The sequence below is a fragment of the Maribacter thermophilus genome, from assembly GCF_001020565.1.
Lineage (GTDB): Bacteria > Bacteroidota > Bacteroidia > Flavobacteriales > Flavobacteriaceae > Maribacter > Maribacter thermophilus.
The window spans coordinates 2,320,414-2,339,043 of sequence record NZ_LDAS01000001.1 but is presented as its reverse complement, the minus strand read 5'-3'; the positions used below and the strand labels follow the sequence as shown (position 1 = coordinate 2,339,043).

Annotated in this window: 13 protein-coding genes; 12 read left to right on the top strand and 1 reads right to left on the bottom strand. The window is 39.9% G+C overall.

Annotated features, from left to right (window positions below; all coding sequences use genetic code 11):
• From AB657_RS10120 to AB657_RS10085, 8 genes are all read left to right on the top strand, one after another.
• Positions 1-3,114, top strand: coding sequence for a TAT-variant-translocated molybdopterin oxidoreductase (locus AB657_RS10120; protein ID WP_047246379.1), 3,114 nt, complete (start codon positions 1-3; stop codon positions 3,112-3,114).
• Between the two features lie 31 nt (positions 3,115-3,145).
• Positions 3,146-4,885, top strand: coding sequence for an NrfD/PsrC family molybdoenzyme membrane anchor subunit (gene nrfD / locus AB657_RS10115; RefSeq protein ID WP_084696412.1), 1,740 nt, complete (start codon positions 3,146-3,148; stop codon positions 4,883-4,885).
• 3 nt (positions 4,886-4,888) lie between these two features.
• A complete protein-coding gene (locus AB657_RS10110) occupies positions 4,889-5,419 on the top strand; it encodes a DUF3341 domain-containing protein (RefSeq protein ID WP_047246378.1) in 531 nt (176 codons plus the stop codon).
• Between the two features lie 2 nt (positions 5,420-5,421).
• Positions 5,422-5,982 (top strand): c-type cytochrome, encoded by a 561-nt coding sequence (locus AB657_RS10105; RefSeq protein ID WP_047246377.1) that lies wholly within the window; start codon positions 5,422-5,424, stop codon positions 5,980-5,982.
• Between the two features lie 17 nt (positions 5,983-5,999).
• The gene (locus AB657_RS10100; RefSeq protein WP_047246376.1) at positions 6,000-7,304 is read left to right on the top strand and encodes a hypothetical protein; all 1,305 of its coding nucleotides are present in this window, start codon (positions 6,000-6,002) and stop codon (positions 7,302-7,304) included.
• 31 nt (positions 7,305-7,335) lie between these two features.
• Complete coding sequence (locus tag AB657_RS10095; protein WP_047246375.1) at positions 7,336-8,397, top strand: cytochrome c oxidase subunit II; 1,062 nt, start codon at positions 7,336-7,338, stop codon at positions 8,395-8,397.
• 38 nt (positions 8,398-8,435) lie between these two features.
• Positions 8,436-10,265, top strand: coding sequence for a cytochrome c oxidase subunit I (locus AB657_RS10090; RefSeq protein WP_047246374.1), 1,830 nt, complete (start codon positions 8,436-8,438; stop codon positions 10,263-10,265).
• Positions 10,266-10,404: 139 nt separating this feature from the next.
• Positions 10,405-11,232, top strand: coding sequence for a GIN domain-containing protein (locus AB657_RS10085; protein WP_047247922.1), 828 nt, complete (start codon positions 10,405-10,407; stop codon positions 11,230-11,232).
• Here AB657_RS10085 and AB657_RS10080 read toward each other — a convergent pair.
• The gene (locus AB657_RS10080; protein WP_047246373.1) at positions 11,229-13,493 is read right to left on the bottom strand and encodes an acyl-CoA dehydrogenase family protein; all 2,265 of its coding nucleotides are present in this window, start codon (positions 13,491-13,493) and stop codon (positions 11,229-11,231) included. The two genes, AB657_RS10085 and AB657_RS10080, sit on opposite strands and share 4 nt — an antisense overlap.
• Positions 13,494-13,588: 95 nt before the next feature.
• Between AB657_RS10080 and ruvB the strand changes: the two genes are divergently transcribed.
• The 4 genes from ruvB (at position 13,589) to ruvA (ending at position 18,625) form a co-directional block, all read left to right on the top strand.
• Positions 13,589-14,611, top strand: a complete 1,023-nt coding sequence (gene ruvB / locus AB657_RS10075; protein WP_047246372.1) for a Holliday junction branch migration DNA helicase RuvB — start codon at positions 13,589-13,591, stop codon at positions 14,609-14,611.
• 2 nt (positions 14,612-14,613) lie between these two features.
• On the top strand, positions 14,614-15,537 hold the full coding sequence (gene queG, locus AB657_RS10070) for a tRNA epoxyqueuosine(34) reductase QueG (RefSeq protein ID WP_047247921.1): 924 nt from the start codon (positions 14,614-14,616) through the stop codon (positions 15,535-15,537).
• 150 nt (positions 15,538-15,687) lie between these two features.
• Positions 15,688-17,982 carry an NADP-dependent malic enzyme gene (locus AB657_RS10065; RefSeq protein ID WP_047246371.1) on the top strand — a complete coding sequence of 765 codons (2,295 nt, stop codon included), beginning with the start codon at positions 15,688-15,690 and terminating at the stop codon, positions 17,980-17,982.
• A 61-nt stretch (positions 17,983-18,043) separates the two neighbouring features.
• Positions 18,044-18,625, top strand: a complete 582-nt coding sequence (ruvA, locus tag AB657_RS10060) for a Holliday junction branch migration protein RuvA (RefSeq protein ID WP_047246370.1) — start codon at positions 18,044-18,046, stop codon at positions 18,623-18,625.
• The last annotated feature ends 5 nt before the right edge of the window (positions 18,626-18,630 follow it).

Here is an 18,630-nt window from a genome sequence, read left to right as displayed (position 1 = left end):
ATGGCATCAAACAAGAAATATTGGAAAAGCGAGGCGGAGTTAAATCCTAACGATTCCATTGTTGAGGCGCTAAAACAGAACGAATTTGTAGAGGAGATTCCCGTGGATGATTTTTTGGGTGATAAGGAGACCTTATCCTCGACTAATACTAACAGAAGGGATTTTCTGAAATATGTTGGTTTTAGTACGGCGGCGGCTTCTTTGGCGGCCTGTGAGGGACCTGTTGTTAAATCAATTCCTTATGTGGTTCAGCCTGAAAATATTGTTCCGGGGGTGGCGAATTACTATGCCACTTCTATAGCAAATGGCTTTGATTTTGCAAGTATTCTTATAAAGACCCGTGAGGGTCGCCCTATAAAGGTCGAGAATAATAACTTGGCCAAGGTTGGAGGAAGTGCGAATGCAAGAGTTCAGGCTTCTGTATTGTCTTTGTACGATAGTACAAGGTTGCAAGGGCCAATGGCGAATGGTGAGCCGATCGAGTGGGATGTTCTTAATGCTGCTGTAAAGGCTAAAATGGGAAGTTTGGCCGGTTCTTCAAAGAAAATTGTTTTGTTGACCCAGACGTATGCCAGTCCTTCTACCAATAGATTGATCTCTGAGCTTAAAGCTGTCAACCAAAATGTAGAGCATGTTACCTATGATGCTATTTCGGAAGACGCTGCATTGACGGCCTATGAGAATACATATGGTGAGCGTGCCTTGGCTGATTATGATTTTGAAAAAGCCGATTTGATCGTTTCTTTCAGTGCTGATTTCTTGTCAGATTGGCAAGGTGGCGGTTATGATAGTGGTTATGCAAAGGGAAGAGTGCCTAAGAACGGTAAAATGTCTAGGCATGTTCAGTTAGAGGCCAATATGTCTTTGACCGGAGCTAATGCGGATAAAAGATTTCCGTTAACTCCAAGTGCTCAAAAAGTGGTGCTTGCTAAATTGTATGGTAAGCTTAATGGTACTTCTGTAGGTGGTAACACTTCTGAGTACGATGCTATTGTGGATAAGGTAGCTGCCGAAATCAAGAAAGCTGGTTCAAAGGCCGTAGTGGTTACCGGGCTTGATGATTTGGATGCTCAAATGGTAGTTTTGGCTATTAATAAAATGTTGGGAAGTAAGGCTTTTGATGTTGCTTCTCCTAGATATATAAGACAAGGGAACGTAAAGGCGTTAAAGGCCTTGATCTCGGATATGAATTCTGGAAGGGTCGGTGCCTTGATTATGGATGGTGTTAATCCTTTGTATTCGTTGCCCAATGCTGCCGAGTTTAAAGAAGGACTTGGTAAGGTGGACTTGTCAGTTGCTTTTACGACTAATTGGAATGAGACTGCAGAGGCGGTTCAGTATGTAGCTGCTGCAAATCATTACTTGGAGTCTTGGGGCGATGTGGAATTCAAAAAAGGGCATTATAGCTTAATGCAGCCCACTATTAAAGAATTATTTGATACCAAACAATTTCAAGATGCTGTTCTGGATTGGATGGGTAGTGATAGTTCATATTATGATTATATCAGAGAGACTTGGGCTGGTGGTATCTTAAACGGTGCAAGTTGGAACCAGGCGTTGCAAGATGGTGTGTTCGTTGTAAATAATATTGGTGAAGAAGAAATAGCTGATGTTAAGGTCGGTGAAGAGGAGGGTGGAGAAGATACTGTAGGGGTATCGATAGCTTCCGCTGTTCGTAATCTTGCCAATGTCACTGCCGGTGGAATGGAACTTACTCTTTATTCTAAGGTAGGAATGGGCGACGGGCAACAAGCCAGTAACCCTTGGTTGCAAGAGTTTCCTGATCCTATTACAAGGGTTTCTTGGGATAATTATGTAACTGTTTCCAGAGCTGATGCCGAGGCGTTGGGTGTTGAGAATGTGAACGTGGCCAATGGTGGTATGGATGGTAATTATGTAAACGTTACCGTTGATGGTGTTACTATAGAAAAAGTACCTGTTGTTGTTCAGCCAGGTCAGGCAAAAGGTTCTATCGGGCTTTCTTTTGGTTATGGAAAGAAAGTGGGTATGAAAGAAGCTATGCAGACAGGTGTTAATGCATTTGTTCTGTATAAGGATTTTAATGCCAATCAAACCGTAAGTATAGAAAAGGCCCCAGGTAATCATGAGTTTGCATGTGTGCAATTGCACAAGACCTTAATGGGTAGGGGTGATATTATAAAAGAAACTACATTAGAGATATTCAATACTAAAGATCATGCGGAATGGAACCATGTTCCTCAGGTTTCGCTAAACCACCAAGAGGTTCCTGCAACTTCTGTGGATCTTTGGGACAGTTTTGATCGTTCTATAGGTCATCACTTTAACCTGTCTATCGATTTAAATGCCTGTACCGGTTGTGGGGCATGTGTGATAGCTTGTCATGCGGAAAATAATGTTCCTGTAGTAGGTAAGGCGGAAGTTAGAAAATCTAGGGATATGCACTGGTTGCGTATCGATAGATATTACTCTTCTGAAGATACTTTTGAAGGGGATAATATCAAAAAAGATGAGTTTGACGGTCTTTGGGGAGAAAAAGGTTCTTTAGGAGGTTTTGGAGAAATGGAGCATCCGGCCGATAACCCTCAAGTAGCTTTTCAGCCTGTAATGTGTCAGCACTGTAACCATGCTCCGTGTGAGACTGTTTGTCCGGTTGCTGCAACATCCCATGGTAGACAAGGACAAAATCAAATGGCTTACAATAGGTGTGTAGGTACAAGATATTGTGCTAACAACTGTCCTTATAAAGTAAGAAGATTTAACTGGTTCTTATATAACAACAACGATGAGTTTGATTTCCATATGAACAATGATTTGGGCAAAATGGTATTAAACCCAGATGTTAATGTCCGATCAAGAGGTGTGATAGAAAAATGTTCTATGTGTATTCAAAAAACGCAGAAAACTATTCTTGACGCTAAGAGGGATGGAAGAGTTATCGAAGATGGAGAGTTCCAGACAGCTTGTTCTTCTGCATGTAGTTCAGGTGCCATGGTTTTTGGTGATGTGAACGATGAGAAGAGTAAAGTTTCAGAATTAAAAGAAAGTAACCGTATGTACCACCTGTTGGAGCATATAGGTACTCAACCAAATGTATTCTACCATGTAAAGGTTAGGAATACCAACGAAGCATAACAATACAAGAAAGTAATTATAACAGAAGTCTATGGCGTCGCATTACGAAGCACCTATACGAAAACCTCTAGTTGTTGGAGATAAAGGTTACCACGATGTAACTGTTGATATTGCCGCTCCTGTAGAAGGAAGGGCCAATAAGCATTGGTGGATTGTTTTCTCTATTGCCTTAGTGGCATTTCTTTGGGGATTAGGTTGTATAATTTATACGGTATCTACTGGTATCGGAACATGGGGATTGAACAAGTCTGTTAACTGGGCATGGGATATTACCAACTTTGTTTGGTGGGTTGGTATCGGACACGCAGGAACCCTTATTTCTGCGGTTCTATTGCTGTTCCGTCAAAAATGGAGAATGGCTATCAACCGTTCCGCAGAAGCAATGACCATCTTCTCGGTTGTGCAAGCGGGATTATTCCCGATCATACACATGGGGAGACCTTGGTTGGCCTATTGGGTGTTGCCTATACCTAACCAATTTGGTTCTTTGTGGGTAAACTTTAACTCACCGTTACTTTGGGACGTATTTGCAATATCTACCTACTTGTCCGTATCATTGGTTTTCTGGTGGACGGGATTGTTGCCAGATTTTGCTATGATTCGAGATAGGGCAGTTCTTCCTTTTCAAAAGAAAATATACAGTCTATTAAGCTTTGGATGGAGTGGTCGTGCTAAAGATTGGCAGCGATTTGAAGAGGTGTCTTTGGTATTGGCCGGTTTGGCAACTCCATTGGTACTTTCTGTACATACCATCGTATCTTTTGACTTTGCCACTTCGGTAATACCAGGATGGCATACTACAATATTTCCACCTTATTTTGTGGCGGGGGCTATTTTCTCTGGTTTTGCCATGGTGAACACCCTGTTGATTATTATGAGGAAGGTGTGTAACTTGGAAGCTTACATTACAGTACAACATATAGAATTGATGAACATTGTAATTATGCTTACAGGGTCTATTGTGGGCTGTGCATATATTACCGAGTTGTTTATGGCATGGTATTCTGGTGTAGAATACGAACAGTATGCTTTCTTGAACAGGGCAACAGGTCCTTATTGGTGGGCATATTGGTCAATGATGACCTGTAACGTGTTCTCGCCACAGTTTATGTGGTTCAAGAAATTGCGTACAAGTATTATGTTCTCTTTCTTTATTTCTATAGTGGTGAACATAGGTATGTGGTTTGAGCGTTTTGTAATTATAGTTACGTCGTTGCACAGAGATTATTTACCATCTTCATGGACTATGTTCTCTCCAACATTTGTGGATATAGGAATATTCATAGGTACCATTGGGTTCTTCTTCGTACTCTTCTTATTGTATTCAAGAACGTTCCCTGTAATTGCACAGGCAGAGGTTAAGTCTATATTGAAATCTTCTGGTGAGCGTTATAAAAAACTTAGGGATGCCGGTCAGCCTTTGTATCAGATTTCATCTGAAAAACCAGTAGTAAAAGAACAAGTTTCCGATAACACTGTGGTGGAAGAAACGAAGCCGATTAAAGATGATGCCGGTGTAAACGAATTGTTAAGTTCTATCGGTACTTTTGATGCTGCAAAAGAAACACCGGACGATTTAAAGCAAGTTAAGGGTATAGGTCCGCAAATGGAGGCAACCTTAAATGAAATAGGTATATACACTTTTGCCCAAGTAGCTCGAATGACTAAAAAGGAATATGATTTATTGGACTCGATCACCGGTTCTTTTCCTGGAAGAGCACAACGTGATGATTGGGCTGGTCAAGCAAAAGTATTAAACAACAAAAAGTAGATTATGGCATCTAAAGTTATACAAGCGTTTTATAATGATGATGACGTGCTGATGCATGCTGTAAAGAAGGTAAAGGCAGCCAAACATCATATAGAGGAGGTTTATTGTCCTTTTCCGGTTCACGGTTTGGATAAAGCTATGGGCTTGGCCCCTACAAGAATTGCAATTACATCTTTCTTGTATGGTTGCGTAGGGTTGACCGTGGCAGTGGTGATGATGAATTTTATCATGATAGAGGATTGGCCTCAGGATATTGGTGGTAAACCAAGTTTTAGTTACTTGGAGAATATGCCGGCATTTGTTCCAATTATGTTTGAGCTTACCGTGTTTTTTGCGGCTCACTTAATGGTGATTACCTTTTATCTAAGAAGTAGGTTGTGGCCTTTTAAAAAAGCTGAAAATCCAGATGTAAGAACAACCGATGATCACTTTTTAATGGAAATAGAAATCCATGACAACGAGCAAGAGTTGAAGGATTTGTTGGCCGATACTGGAGCTGTGGAGATTAATATATCAGAAAAAAACAGTCATTGAATATGAACAGTTTTATTAAAATAGGAGTTGTAATATGTTTATTGGTAGTCGCTAGTGCTTGTCAAGATACAAACAAGCCTAATTACCAATATATGCCAAACATGTATGAGCCGGTAGGCTATGAGGCTTATAGCGAGGTAGATTTTTTACCTACTGGTCAAGAAGCTATGGTGCCACCTGCCAATACCGTTAATAGAGGGTGGTTGCCTTATGAGTTCGAGAATACTCCAGAAGGTAAAGAATTAGCGAGGTTGAATACGAGTCCGTTAGATTCAATGGCACGTGATGAAAACTTGGCAAAAGGTGCAGAGTTATACAATATATATTGTGCTATTTGTCATGGTTCTAAAGGTGATGGTCAAGGTACTTTGGTGAAAAGGGAAAAAATATTGGGTGTACCTAGTTATGCCGACGCTGCTCGTAATATAACTGTTGGAACTGCTTATCATACTCAAATATATGGATTGAACTCTATGGGGTCTTATGCATCTCAGATGAACAATACAGAGATGTGGCAAGTAGCCGAATATGTAATGAAGCTCAAACAAGATTTAACCAAATAATTTAGGTAAACAATACTATGTATACGTTTTCAAATAGACTTAAGATAGGTTCCATTATTCTAATGGCAGTTGGGCTGTTGGGTATAATAGGTGGTTTTGTCATGGCGCCCGGAACTGTAGATGAAGCAAAAGCTATGGTAGCTAGTCATGATGGTGGTCACGGCGAATCTGTAGATACACATGCTGCTGTTGCCGAGCATGGCGATGGACACGATGCTGCACATGATGAGCATTTATTACATCAATTGCAAAACAAACCATGGGCGGCACTTTACGTGGCAGCGTTCTTTTTTATGATGATAGCTTTGGGCGTACTTGCGTTCTACGCTATACAGCGCGCGGCACAGGCCGGTTGGTCTCCTTTGTTGTTTAGGGTGATGGAAGGTATTACGGCCTATTTGGTGCCTGGAGGTATAATAGTATTTGTTATCCTGCTTCTTTCGGTGTTGCATATGAACCATCTTTTTGTATGGATGGATCCTGAAGTAGTGGCCCATGATGAATTATTACAGGGTAAATCTGGGTATTTGAATCCAACGTTTTTCTTAATTAGGGCAGCAGTGTTCTTAGGGGGGTGGATTGCATATCGTGAATATTCCAGAAAATTGTCACTACAACAAGATGAGTCTTCTGACAACTCTAAGTTTGTTCTTAATTTTAGAATATCGGCGGCTTTCTTGGTATTTTACCTTATATCCGAATCTATTATGTCTTGGGATTGGATTATGAGCGTAGACCCACATTGGTTCAGTACCTTGTTCGGATGGTATATTTTTGCCAGTATGTTCGTGTCGGGTATAACCGTTATAGCAATGGTGACCATTTATTTGAAATCTAAGGGATTGTTACCAGATGTTAATGATAGCCATATACATGATTTGGCTAAGTTTATGTTCGGTATAAGTATATTTTGGACATACCTATGGTTTTCACAGTTCATGTTGATCTGGTATTCGGATATACCTGAAGAGGTTACTTATTATGTAACTAGAATAGAGGATTATAAACTACCGTTCTTTGGTATGATAGCCATGAATTTTGTGTTCCCGCTATTGTTGTTGATGAATAGTGATTTTAAACGGGTTAATTGGTTCGTAGTATTGGCCGGTATAGTTATTTTGGCAGGTCATTATTTAGATATATTTAATGCCATAATGCCTGCAACGGTTGGCGACCAATGGTATATTGGATTATCAGAGATAAGTTCTGTATTGTTTTTCGCAGGTTTATTTATTTTCTGGGTCTTTAGGGCTCTTGCTACGGCACCGTTACAGCCTAAAAGAAATCCTTTTATTGAGGAAAGTAGACACTTCCATTATTAGTGAGTTTTAAAGTATAATTTCAAATCATACAATGACTACATTATTGACTTTAGCTGTTTTAGTTCTCGTGGCAATTGCTATTTGGCAAATGACCAAGATATTTGAATTGTCACAGCTTAAAACAGATGTTTCTGAAATAGCAACGGATAAGGATAACAAATATAACGGTTATCTATTGTTCGCATTTCTGATCTTTATTTACGGTATAACTATATTTAGTTTTTATAATTACGGTAAGACATTATTGCCCGAAGCGGCTTCCGAACACGGTGGTCAATATGATAAACTAATGTTGGTTTCCATGGCCATCATCTTTTTTGTACAGACCATTACGCAGGCTCTATTGCATTATTTTGGTTTTAAATATAGAGGTGAAAAAGGAAAAAGGGCTTTGTTTTATGCAGACAATGATAGATTGGAGTTTATATGGACCATTATTCCTGTAATCGTTTTGGCAGGTTTAATTTTATGGGGACTTTATTCTTGGACCAATATTATGGATGTTAATGACGAGGATGATCCATTGGTTGTTGAGCTTTATGCACAACAATTTAATTGGACAGCCAGGTATGCCGGAGCCGATAACACCTTGGGTAATGCCAATGTTAGGATGATAGATATCGATAAAGCAAATGTTTTAGGTTTGGATGAATCCGATACCTATGCCCATGACGATGTTATTGTTAAAGAGCTGCACTTGCCTGTTGGAAGAAAAGTGAATTTTAAGATGCGAAGCCAAGATGTTTTGCATTCTGCGTACATGCCTCATTTTAGAGCACAGATGAATTGTGTGCCAGGTATGATTACTGAGTTTTCATTTACTCCGATCTATACTACGGAGGAAATGAGACAAAATCCGGACGTGGCCGAAAAAGTAAAGCGTACTAATAAACTTAGAGCGGAGAAAGCTGCCGAAAGTGGAGAAACAATTGATCCTTGGGAGTTTGATTATATTTTGTTGTGTAACAAAATTTGTGGTAAGTCACATTACAATATGCAGATGAAGATTATTGTAGAGACCGAAGAGGAATTTAATGAATGGATGGCTAGCCAACAGACATTCAAGAGTACGGTGATGGCAAGCGCTCAGTAATAAGCAGAAAAAGAAATTAAAATAAACGAAATTCGATTATGTCATTAGCAACAGCACATGCACAGGTAGATGATCACTCACATGATGATCATGGACATCATCATAAAGAAACCTTTGTAACAAAATATATCTTTAGCCAAGATCATAAAATGATATCAAAGCAGTATTTGATTACTGGTTTGATCATGGGGGTCATTGGTATTGCCATGTCATTATTGTTTAGAATGCAATTGGCTTGGCCAGGTGAGTCCAATGCCATTTTTGGGGCTTTGTTAGGTAAATGGGCGCCAGACGGGGTCATGGACGCTGATGTGTATCTTGCATTGGTTACCATTCATGGAACCTTGATGGTTTTCTTTGTACTTACCCAAGGATTGAGCGGTACTTTTAGTAACCTTTTGATTCCATTACAAATAGGTGCTAGGGATATGGCTTCCGGTTTTATGAACATGGTTTCTTACTGGATGTTCTTTGTGTCTAGTGTAATAATGATTATATCCCTGTTCGTTGAGGCAGGTCCTGCAGCTGCGGGATGGACGGTGTATCCACCGTTAAGTGCTTTGCCAATGGCTCAACCCGGTTCAGGAATGGGAATGACGTTGTGGTTGGTGTCAATGGCGATATTTATTGCTTCATCGCTTTTGGGTTCATTGAACTATATCACTACAGTAATAAACCTTAGAACAAAAGGAATGTCTATGACTAGACTTCCACTGACTATTTGGGCATTTTTTGTAACGGCAATTATCGGTGTTGTTTCTTTCCCTGTATTATTATCTGCAGCGCTGTTGTTGATAATGGATAGAAGTTTTGGTACATCGTTCTTCTTGTCAGATATATTTATCCAAGGTGAAGTACTGCACTATCAAGGTGGTTCACCTGTATTATATGAGCATTTGTTCTGGTTCTTGGGTCACCCAGAGGTTTATATCGTAATTCTACCGGCAATGGGTATTGTATCGGAAGTGATGGCGGTAAATGCCAGAAAGCCAATTTTTGGTTACAGGGCAATGATAGCATCCATTTTGGCAATTGCATTTTTATCTACGATAGTTTGGGGGCACCATATGTTCGTATCCGGTATGAATCCATTTTTGGGATCTGTGTTTACGTTTACAACTTTGTTGATCGCGATACCCTCAGCGGTAAAAGCCTTTAACTGGATAACTACATTATGGAAGGGTAATCTGCAAATGAACCCTGGTATGCTATTTTCTATTGGTATGGTATCTACCTTTATAACAGGTGGTCTTACCGGGATTATTCTTGGTGATAGTACTTTGGATATTAACGTTCATGATACGTATTTTGTAGTAGCTCACTTCCATTTGGTAATGGGTATATCGGCACTCTACGGAATGTTCGCTGGAATTTACCATTGGTTCCCTAAAATGTTCCATGGTAGAATGATGAACAAGAACTTGGGTTACGTACATTTTTGGATTACTGCTATAGGTTCTTATGGAATTTTCTTCCCAATGCATTTTGTTGGTATGGCAGGTGTTCCAAGAAGATATTACGAGAACACGGCATTTCCAATGTTCGATGAGCTTACCGATGTTCAGGTGTTAATGACTGTTTTTGCCATTATCACTGCGTGTGCACAATTGTTCTTTGCTTTCAACTTTATAAGAAGTATATTTTACGGAAAAAAAGGAGGACAAAACCCATGGAAGGCTACAACATTGGAGTGGACAACTCCAGAAGAGCATATTCACGGAAACTGGCCTGGTGCTATTCCTGAAGTACACAGATGGGCTTATGATTACAGTAAAGTTGATGAAAACAACGAATATATTATTCCAGGACAAGATTATATACAACAGCATACGCCCTTGTTCGATGGAGAAGAAGAACTTCAGCACTAGTTTATAATAATATTTATAGGAAAATGCCCAACTTACATAAGTTGGGCATTTTTTTTGTGTCTATGTTTAAAATCACGTTGTTCTAATTTATAATATCTTTGATTAATTGTTTAGAACACTACACTTTAATGAAATGAGAATGAAAAATATATTGATCTTAGGTCTTACCTTGATTGTTGGAATGCAAAGTTTTGCCCAAAGAAAACCCAAAATAAAAGGAAATAAGAATGTAGTGGAGGTAAAGGAAGAGCTACCTCCTTTTTACGCCATTGATCTTGCCGATGATTTAGAAGTGGTATTGGAAAAGGCTAACAAAGAGGGCTATGCTTTGGAAATAGACGATAATTTAATAGATGTACTAAAGTTTAAAGTGGAGGACAATACTTTAAAAATATCCTCATTTTATAATATAACCTCTAAGAAGAAGTTGAATATAACCGTTTTTTATACCGAGCTGAAAGCTTTATCAATGAGCAATGGAGAAATTAGTATGAAAGATGTCATATCTGGTGAACAACTAGATGTAAATACCTCAGGGCCTTCGAGATTAGAGCTTAATGCCACGGCCGATATCATAAATATTAATATGGAAGGCATTAGCTCTGGTGATTTCAACGTGGCGAGTGACTCACTGGTAATGACCTTAAAGGACCGCATAGATGTAAAAGTCTATACTACCGGAGCAAATAGTTCGGTTTATATGTATAAGAACGCCTCGGCCAAAATGGAAGGGGCTACCGACTTTTTGATGGCCAAGTTATATGGTAATACCAACTTTAAGGCAGAAATGCTAGAGGCCAAGTCGACAATGCTTATTATGGAGGATTCTCCGCAAGCCAAGGTGAATGTTCTAGAAGACTTTCAATTGTCTTCCAGGGGCTCCTCCAAAACCAGTTTGTACGGTAACCCAAAGATTAATATTATCGACTTTTTAGATACATCTCAATTGGATAAGGAAAAGAATTAAGAGGCAATGGGGGCGGTCATACAATGTTCAGGTATGCCGAAACCGTCTACCAAAACATTCATATGTGGCCTAATTTCTGTGCATAGCCTTTCTACGCGTTGTCTAATGGCTTTCGATTTAGTACTGCCTATATATCCTTGTTCAAGGTACCATGAGGAATCTTTCCTTATTTCCGATAGTGCATATAGGTTTCCCAACTTTTGAAATAAGAATTTGTTTTTTTCATTGGCAATGGTCTCGGTAAAATCTACATAAGTGGTATAGGCAAGCTGTATGCTGTACGCTTTGCCCAGTGCTAGCAAATGGGTCTGTACTTTTAAGAACGCTTGGTAAGAGGGTATCCCTTTTTTTATGTAATCCCTGATTCTCATCGCTAATGTGTACGTTAGGCGACGTGTTCTATATTCAAAAGCATGTTTGTGAAATCTAGGGTCGTAAAGATGCTCGGGGTCAATTTTGTTTGAATATAAAGGGTTTACAGTAGCTAGCTTATCACTTAATTGCTGGCTGAGGAGTTTGAGTACAGAAGAAAATCCGGCACTGTTGAACTCTGATTTAAAATCGGACAAAACTCCTTTGGCGGCCAATTGCAGCAATACGTTATTATCTCCTTCAAAGGTGGTAAATATATCTACGTCGCCTTTAAGGTCGGCAATACGGTTTTCTAGTAAGTAGCCCTTTCCTCCACAGGCTTCGCGACATTCTTGAATTGTGTTATTGGCGTACCAGGTTATTACAGATTTTAAACCTGCAACCTCTGTTTCTACCTTACGTTTGTCAGGTTGGCTTTCATCGCAATAAACCGCCATCATTTTTTCTAATGTAGCGTGGTAAACGTAAGCACTGGCCACTAAAGGGGTAAGACGTAGCTGATGTGTTGGGTAATCCATTAACAGGTCTTCCTGTATTTTTATACTGTCATTGAACTGTCTTCTCTTTAAAGCATGCTTTATGGCAATGGTCAATGCCATTTTGGCGCCACCAAGTCCTGCCCTTGCCACGCAGATGCGTCCACCTACCAATGTGCCCAACATCGTAAAAAAACGTTTATTGGGATTTTTGATATCTGAAATATAACTGCCATCGTCCGTAATGGTTCCGTACTTGTTCAATAGGTTGGTACGGGGAACTTTTACTTGGTTGAACCATATTTTTCCATTGTCTACACCATTTAATCCTAATTTATATCCGTTGTCCTCAATTCTTATACCTTCTAATACTTCGTGCTTCTCATTTCTTAGAGGGACTAATATTGCATGTACCCCTTCGTTTTTTCCGTTTACTATGAGCTGGGCAAAAACTGTGGCGATTGTTGAATGCAGGGCATTGCCTATATATTCTTTATTGTCGTTCTTGCCCGGAGTGTGAATGGTGATAGTGTCGCTTTTTTTATCATAGGTGGCGGTTGTTTTTATTCCCCTGACATTAGACCCATGTCCGGTTTCCGTCATGGCAAAACATCCCAATAGGTCAGCTTGGCCTGTTTTAGTAAGATATTTGTCATGATGTGGTTTTGTTCCCAATTTTTGAACACTACCACCGAAAAGACCAAATTGTACCCCGAATTTTATGGCAAGGCTTCCATCAACAAACATCAAGTTTTCAAAAATTGAAGCATAGCCTCTCATGTTGTTCGTGCCCCCATATGTCTTTGGGTATGCCATGGCGCCATAGCCCTGTTCAGCTAAAAACACAACCTGTTTTAAAACGCTTTGTCGGTAATCCTCTTTGTTTCTATGAATATCCCATTTAAAAATAGGATCTTTTATAAGTTCTTGAAAATTGTCTAGTACTTCTGCGTGTTCACCTTTTAGAAGGGTCGATATTTCTTCTGAGCTATATAGGTCAGAAGAAGGGTTATGGTCTACTTCTACCTCGAACAAGTGGTTGTAATGATTTGGCTGTATGCCAAGATTAATCTCGATATGTTTTAAATGGTCGTTAAAATCGGAGTTGCCGTAGTAATGTGCGATCACTCTTTGGCTAAAAGTGGATAATGGGTATGTTTCGCTTTCCACTAATTTTGTATGCGAACCGGATATGGTTTGTTTCCATTTTTTAAACTCGTCGTTTGTGGGGGGATTGTCTGTGGCCAACCATGATTTTAGTAGTTGTTTTTCTTTATTGTTTAGGCTATTGTCCAGGTCAATGGCCTTTTCTACAACGTTCACTTCCGAGGTAGAAACCAAATCATCTGACCATATGACATAAAAAAAAGGAATGTATTGTAGAATTCCGACGGTATATAGTTGCTTTTTCATTATTTGAAAATACGAATTTATATCAGAAGAATTATAGGATAAACCAAGGGGGGCGTGAAAATAAATTACGAGTGTTTACCTATCTTTGTTAGTATATGAATGAGTATCTAGATCCATCTACAGAAGGTTTTTCCGATGCGGAGCTTGACATTGAGAAAGCACTAAGGCCCGTTAGCTTTGACGATTTCACGGGGCAAGAACAGGTTTTGGAAAATTTAAAGGTGTTTGTTGAAGCGGCCAACCAAAGAGGTGAGGCGTTGGACCATACGCTGTTTCATGGGCCTCCAGGTCTTGGAAAAACCACTTTGGCGAATATTTTAGCCAATGAGTTGGGGGTGGGAATCAAAATTACCTCTGGCCCCGTTTTGGATAAACCTGGGGATTTGGCCGGACTATTGACCAATTTGGAAGAACGGGATGTTTTGTTCATCGATGAGATACATAGGCTTAGCCCCATAGTGGAGGAATATCTCTATTCGGCCATGGAGGATTATAAGATTGATATAATGATAGAAACCGGTCCGAATGCCAGAACGGTTCAAATTAACCTTAATCCGTTTACCTTGATAGGGGCAACAACAAGGTCTGGTCTATTGACCGCCCCTATGCGTGCTCGATTCGGAATACAGAGCCGATTGCAATATTATGATACAGAATTGCTTTCTACCATTGTGCAGCGTAGTGCCGATATTTTAAAAGTTCCTATTACCAATGAGGCGTCTATAGAAATTGCCGGCAGAAGTAGGGGAACCCCTAGAATCTGTAATGCCTTGTTAAGAAGGGTTCGAGATTTTGCACAGATAAAAGGGAATGGGTCTATAGATATAGAAATTTCAAAATTTGCCCTTAAGGCGTTGAACGTAGATGCGCATGGCCTTGATGAGATGGACAATAAAATACTTTCTACGATAATAGATAAGTTTAAAGGAGGTCCTGTAGGTATAACAACCTTGGCTACTGCGGTTTCAGAAAGTGCCGAGACCATAGAAGAGGTATACGAACCGTTCTTGATCCAACAAGGTTTTATTATGCGTACCCCCAGGGGACGAGAAGTGACAGAACTGGCCTATAAACATTTAGGTAGGGTAAAAGGAGGTATACAACCAGGACTGTTTTGAGTATTTCCAAAAAAGCAACATGGACAAATCTTGTTAAAACCGAAGCAGAACGCCTCGGTTTTTTATCATGCGGTATATCTAAAGCAGAGTTTTTGGAAGAAGAAGCTCCAAGACTCGAGAAATGGCTCAAGAAAGATATGCATGGGGAGATGGGGTATATGGAGAACCATTTCGATAAACGTTTAGATCCCCGTTTGTTGGTGGATGGAGCTAAATCGGTGATTTCACTTTTGTTAAACTATTATCCGGAAAAAAAACAGGTAGAGAAGAGCTATAAAATCTCTAAATATGCATACGGGCAAGATTATCACCATGTAATAAAATCGAAATTAAGACAACTGCAAGAGTTTATCTCAAACGAGATCGGAGAGGTAAATGGTAGGGCCTTTGTAGATTCTGCTCCTGTTTTAGATAAAGCGTGGGCGGCAAAAAGTGGACTCGGCTGGATAGGTAAAAACAGTAATTTGTTGACTCAGAAAGTGGGTTCTTTTTATTTTATCGCAGAGTTGATAGTCGATATCGAATTTGAATATGACCATGCGGTAACAGATCACTGCGGTACTTGTACCGCATGTTTGGATGCCTGCCCAACACAGGCCATTGTGGAACCTTATGTTGTAGATGGCAGTAAATGTATTTCGTATTTTACCATAGAGTTGAAGAACGAGATTCCGAACGAGTTTCAAGGTAAATTTGAGGATTGGATGTTCGGTTGCGATATATGTCAAGATGTTTGTCCATGGAACAGGTTTTCACAACCACATCAAGAACCGTTGCTTATGCCAGCTCCAGATTTGCTCTCGATGACAAAAAGTGACTGGGATGAAATTTCCGAAGAGGTGTTTAGAAAAGTGTTTAAAAAATCTGCTGTAAAAAGAACTAAATTTTCTGGTCTTACCCGTAATATCAAATTCTTGAAAAAATAATAGGCCGTAATTCTGTGTCTCAAAACTTTGTCCTGTTTGCCTAGGGTTTGGTGTTTTTGGTGTAACTCGTAATTTCTTTGGATAAAACTTTGATCTTTTAATTGTGTTTTCAGGAATACGGTTAAATTTGTTTCTTTTAAACTTGAGAATATGAGCAATGAAAAGCAAAGAAGAGAAGCCCTTGTATACCATGCAAAACCACAGCCGGGAAAAATAAAGATCGTTCCCACCAAACCTTATAGTACTCAGAGAGATCTTGGTTTGGCGTATTCGCCTGGTGTTGCTGAGCCTTGCTTGGAAATTGCCAAGAATAAAGATAATGTATACAAATATACCTCTAAGGGAAACATGGTGGCCATTATATCTAATGGTACTGCGGTGTTAGGTCTTGGTAATATTGGGCCAGAAGCTTCTAAGCCTGTGATGGAAGGCAAGGGTCTGTTGTTTAAGATCTTTGCAGATATAGATGGTATCGATATTGAGGTGGATACCGAAGATGTGGACAAGTTTATAGAAACCGTGAAAATGATAGCTCCTACATTCGGGGGAATTAATCTTGAGGATATAAAGGCTCCGGAAGCTTTTGAGATAGAAAGAAGATTAAAGGAAGAGCTTGATATTCCAGTGATGCATGATGATCAGCACGGAACTGCCATCATCTCGGCTGCGGCATTTTTGAATGCACTCGAACTGGCCGGTAAAAAAATAGAAGATGTGAAAATCGTGGTCAGTGGAGCTGGTGCTGCCGCTGTTTCCTGTACAAAGTTGTACAAAGCATTTGGGGCAAAGGCGGAAAATATTGTAATGCTCGATAGTAAGGGGGTTATAAGAAAGGATGCTGAGAATTTATCGGCTTCCAAACTTGAATTTGCCACAGACAGAAAAATAGATACGTTAGAAGAGGCCTTGGCCGGTGCAGATGTTTTTATAGGTCTTTCCGTAGCCAATATCGTTACCCCGGAGATGTTAAAATCGATGGCCGATAACCCTATTGTGTTCGCCATGGCGAATCCGGATCCCGAGATTAGTTATGAAACCGCTATAGCTACCAGAAAAGATATTATAATGGCTACCGGTAGGTCCGATCATCCTAACCAAGTAAATAATGTACTTGGATTCCCATTTATTTTTAGGGGAGCTTTGGATGTACGGGCTACATCTATCAATGAAGAGATGAAAATGGCGGCAGTTAAGGCACTTGCAGACCTAACAAAGCAACCTGTACCCGAACAAGTAAATATCGCCTATGGGGAAACAAGGCTTACTTTTGGTAGGGATTACATTATTCCTAAACCTTTTGATCAGCGTTTGATCTATGAAATTCCGCCTGCAGTTGCCAAAGCTGCAATGGATAGTGGTGTGGCAAAACTTCCAATAGAGGATTGGGACAAGTATAGAGAGGAATTAATGCTGCGTTCAGGTAACGACAATAAAGTCGTAAGATTGTTGCATAGTAGGGCGCGTTCCAATACCAAGCGAATCGTATTTGCCGAAGCCGACCACCTAGATGTTCTTAAGGCTGCCCAAATTGTGTATGAGGAAGGAATTGCGGAGCCTATTTTGTTGGGAAGAAAGGATGTTATATTGGAACTTAAGAAAGAATTGGAGTTCGATGCCGATATCCCTATTGTAGATCCATTGTCTGGCGATTTTGATGAAAGGCACATTAGATATGCAACCAAATATTGGGAAAGTAGAAAACGTAAGGGTACCACCTTGTACAGTGCTAAAATAAAAATGCGCGAACGTAATTATTTTGGTGCCATGATGGTTATGGAAGGTGATGCGGATGGTATGATATCTGGCTACTCAAGAGCTTATCCAACGGTTGTAAAACCCATCTTGGAGGTAATTGGAAGGGCGAATGGAGTTAAAAAGGTCGCAACGGTGAATATAATGATTACCGAAAGAGGGCCCTTGTTCTTGGCAGACACCTCTATAAATATAGATCCCAATGCCGAAGAAATAGCTGAGATAGCCCAAATGACGGCCAATGTTGCCTCTACTTTTGGCTTTGATCCCGTGATAGCCCTTTTGAGCTACGCTAATTTTGGGTCGTCATCCCATCCAAATGCGGTGAAAGTTAGAAAAGCAGTTGAAATTTTACATGAGGTTAATCCAGAATTGGTAGTGGATGGGGAAATTCAAACCGATTTTGCATTGAATAGAGAACTGCACGAAAGTAACTTCCCTTTTTCTAGATTGGCAGGGAGAAAAGTGAATACACTGGTGTTTCCGAATCTGGAATCCGCTAATATTACCTATAAATTATTAAAAGAATTAAATAAAGCCGATTCTATTGGCCCTATTATGATGGGGCTAAGAAAAGCGGTTCATATTATGCAATTGGGGGCGAGTGTAGATGAAATAGTGAACATGACGGCCGTTGCGGTTATCGATGCCCAAGAGAGAGAAAAACGTAAAAAGGCAAAAGGAGGAGCTTAAATTCCATAAAGGAGTTTGTTCTCTCTTCCCATTGTTGTTATAACTAACCCAAATTAATTGTATGATCCACCACCTTAAAGGTAAACTGATAGAGAAAAACCCCACCCATATTATCGTGGAATGCAATGGGGTGGGTTATTTCGTTAATATATCGTTGCATACATTTTCGAAACTTGCGGAAAGTGAATTAATACAAGTCTATACACATCTTCAGATAAAAGAAGATTCACATACACTTTTTGGGTTTGCCGAAAAATCGGAACGCGAAATATTTCGCCTTTTGTTGTCGGTTTCGGGTATAGGATCGAGTACGGCAAGAACAATGCTTTCTTCGATGTCCCCCATGCAGATTAGGGACGCTATAGCAAATGGTGATGTTGCGGCCATACAAGCTATAAAGGGTATAGGTGCCAAAACCGCTCAAAGAGTTATTTTAGATCTAAGGGACAAGGTTCTTAAAATTTATGATATTGACGAAGTTTCGACCCCTCCAAACAATACAAATAAAGATGAAGCGTTATCTGCTTTAGAGGTTCTGGGGTTTGCCAGAAAACAGGCTGAAAAAGTAGTTGATAAGGTTATTTCCCAAGACACCTCTTTAAGCGTAGAGAACATTATAAAACTAGCGCTCAAAAATTTGTAGCAAGT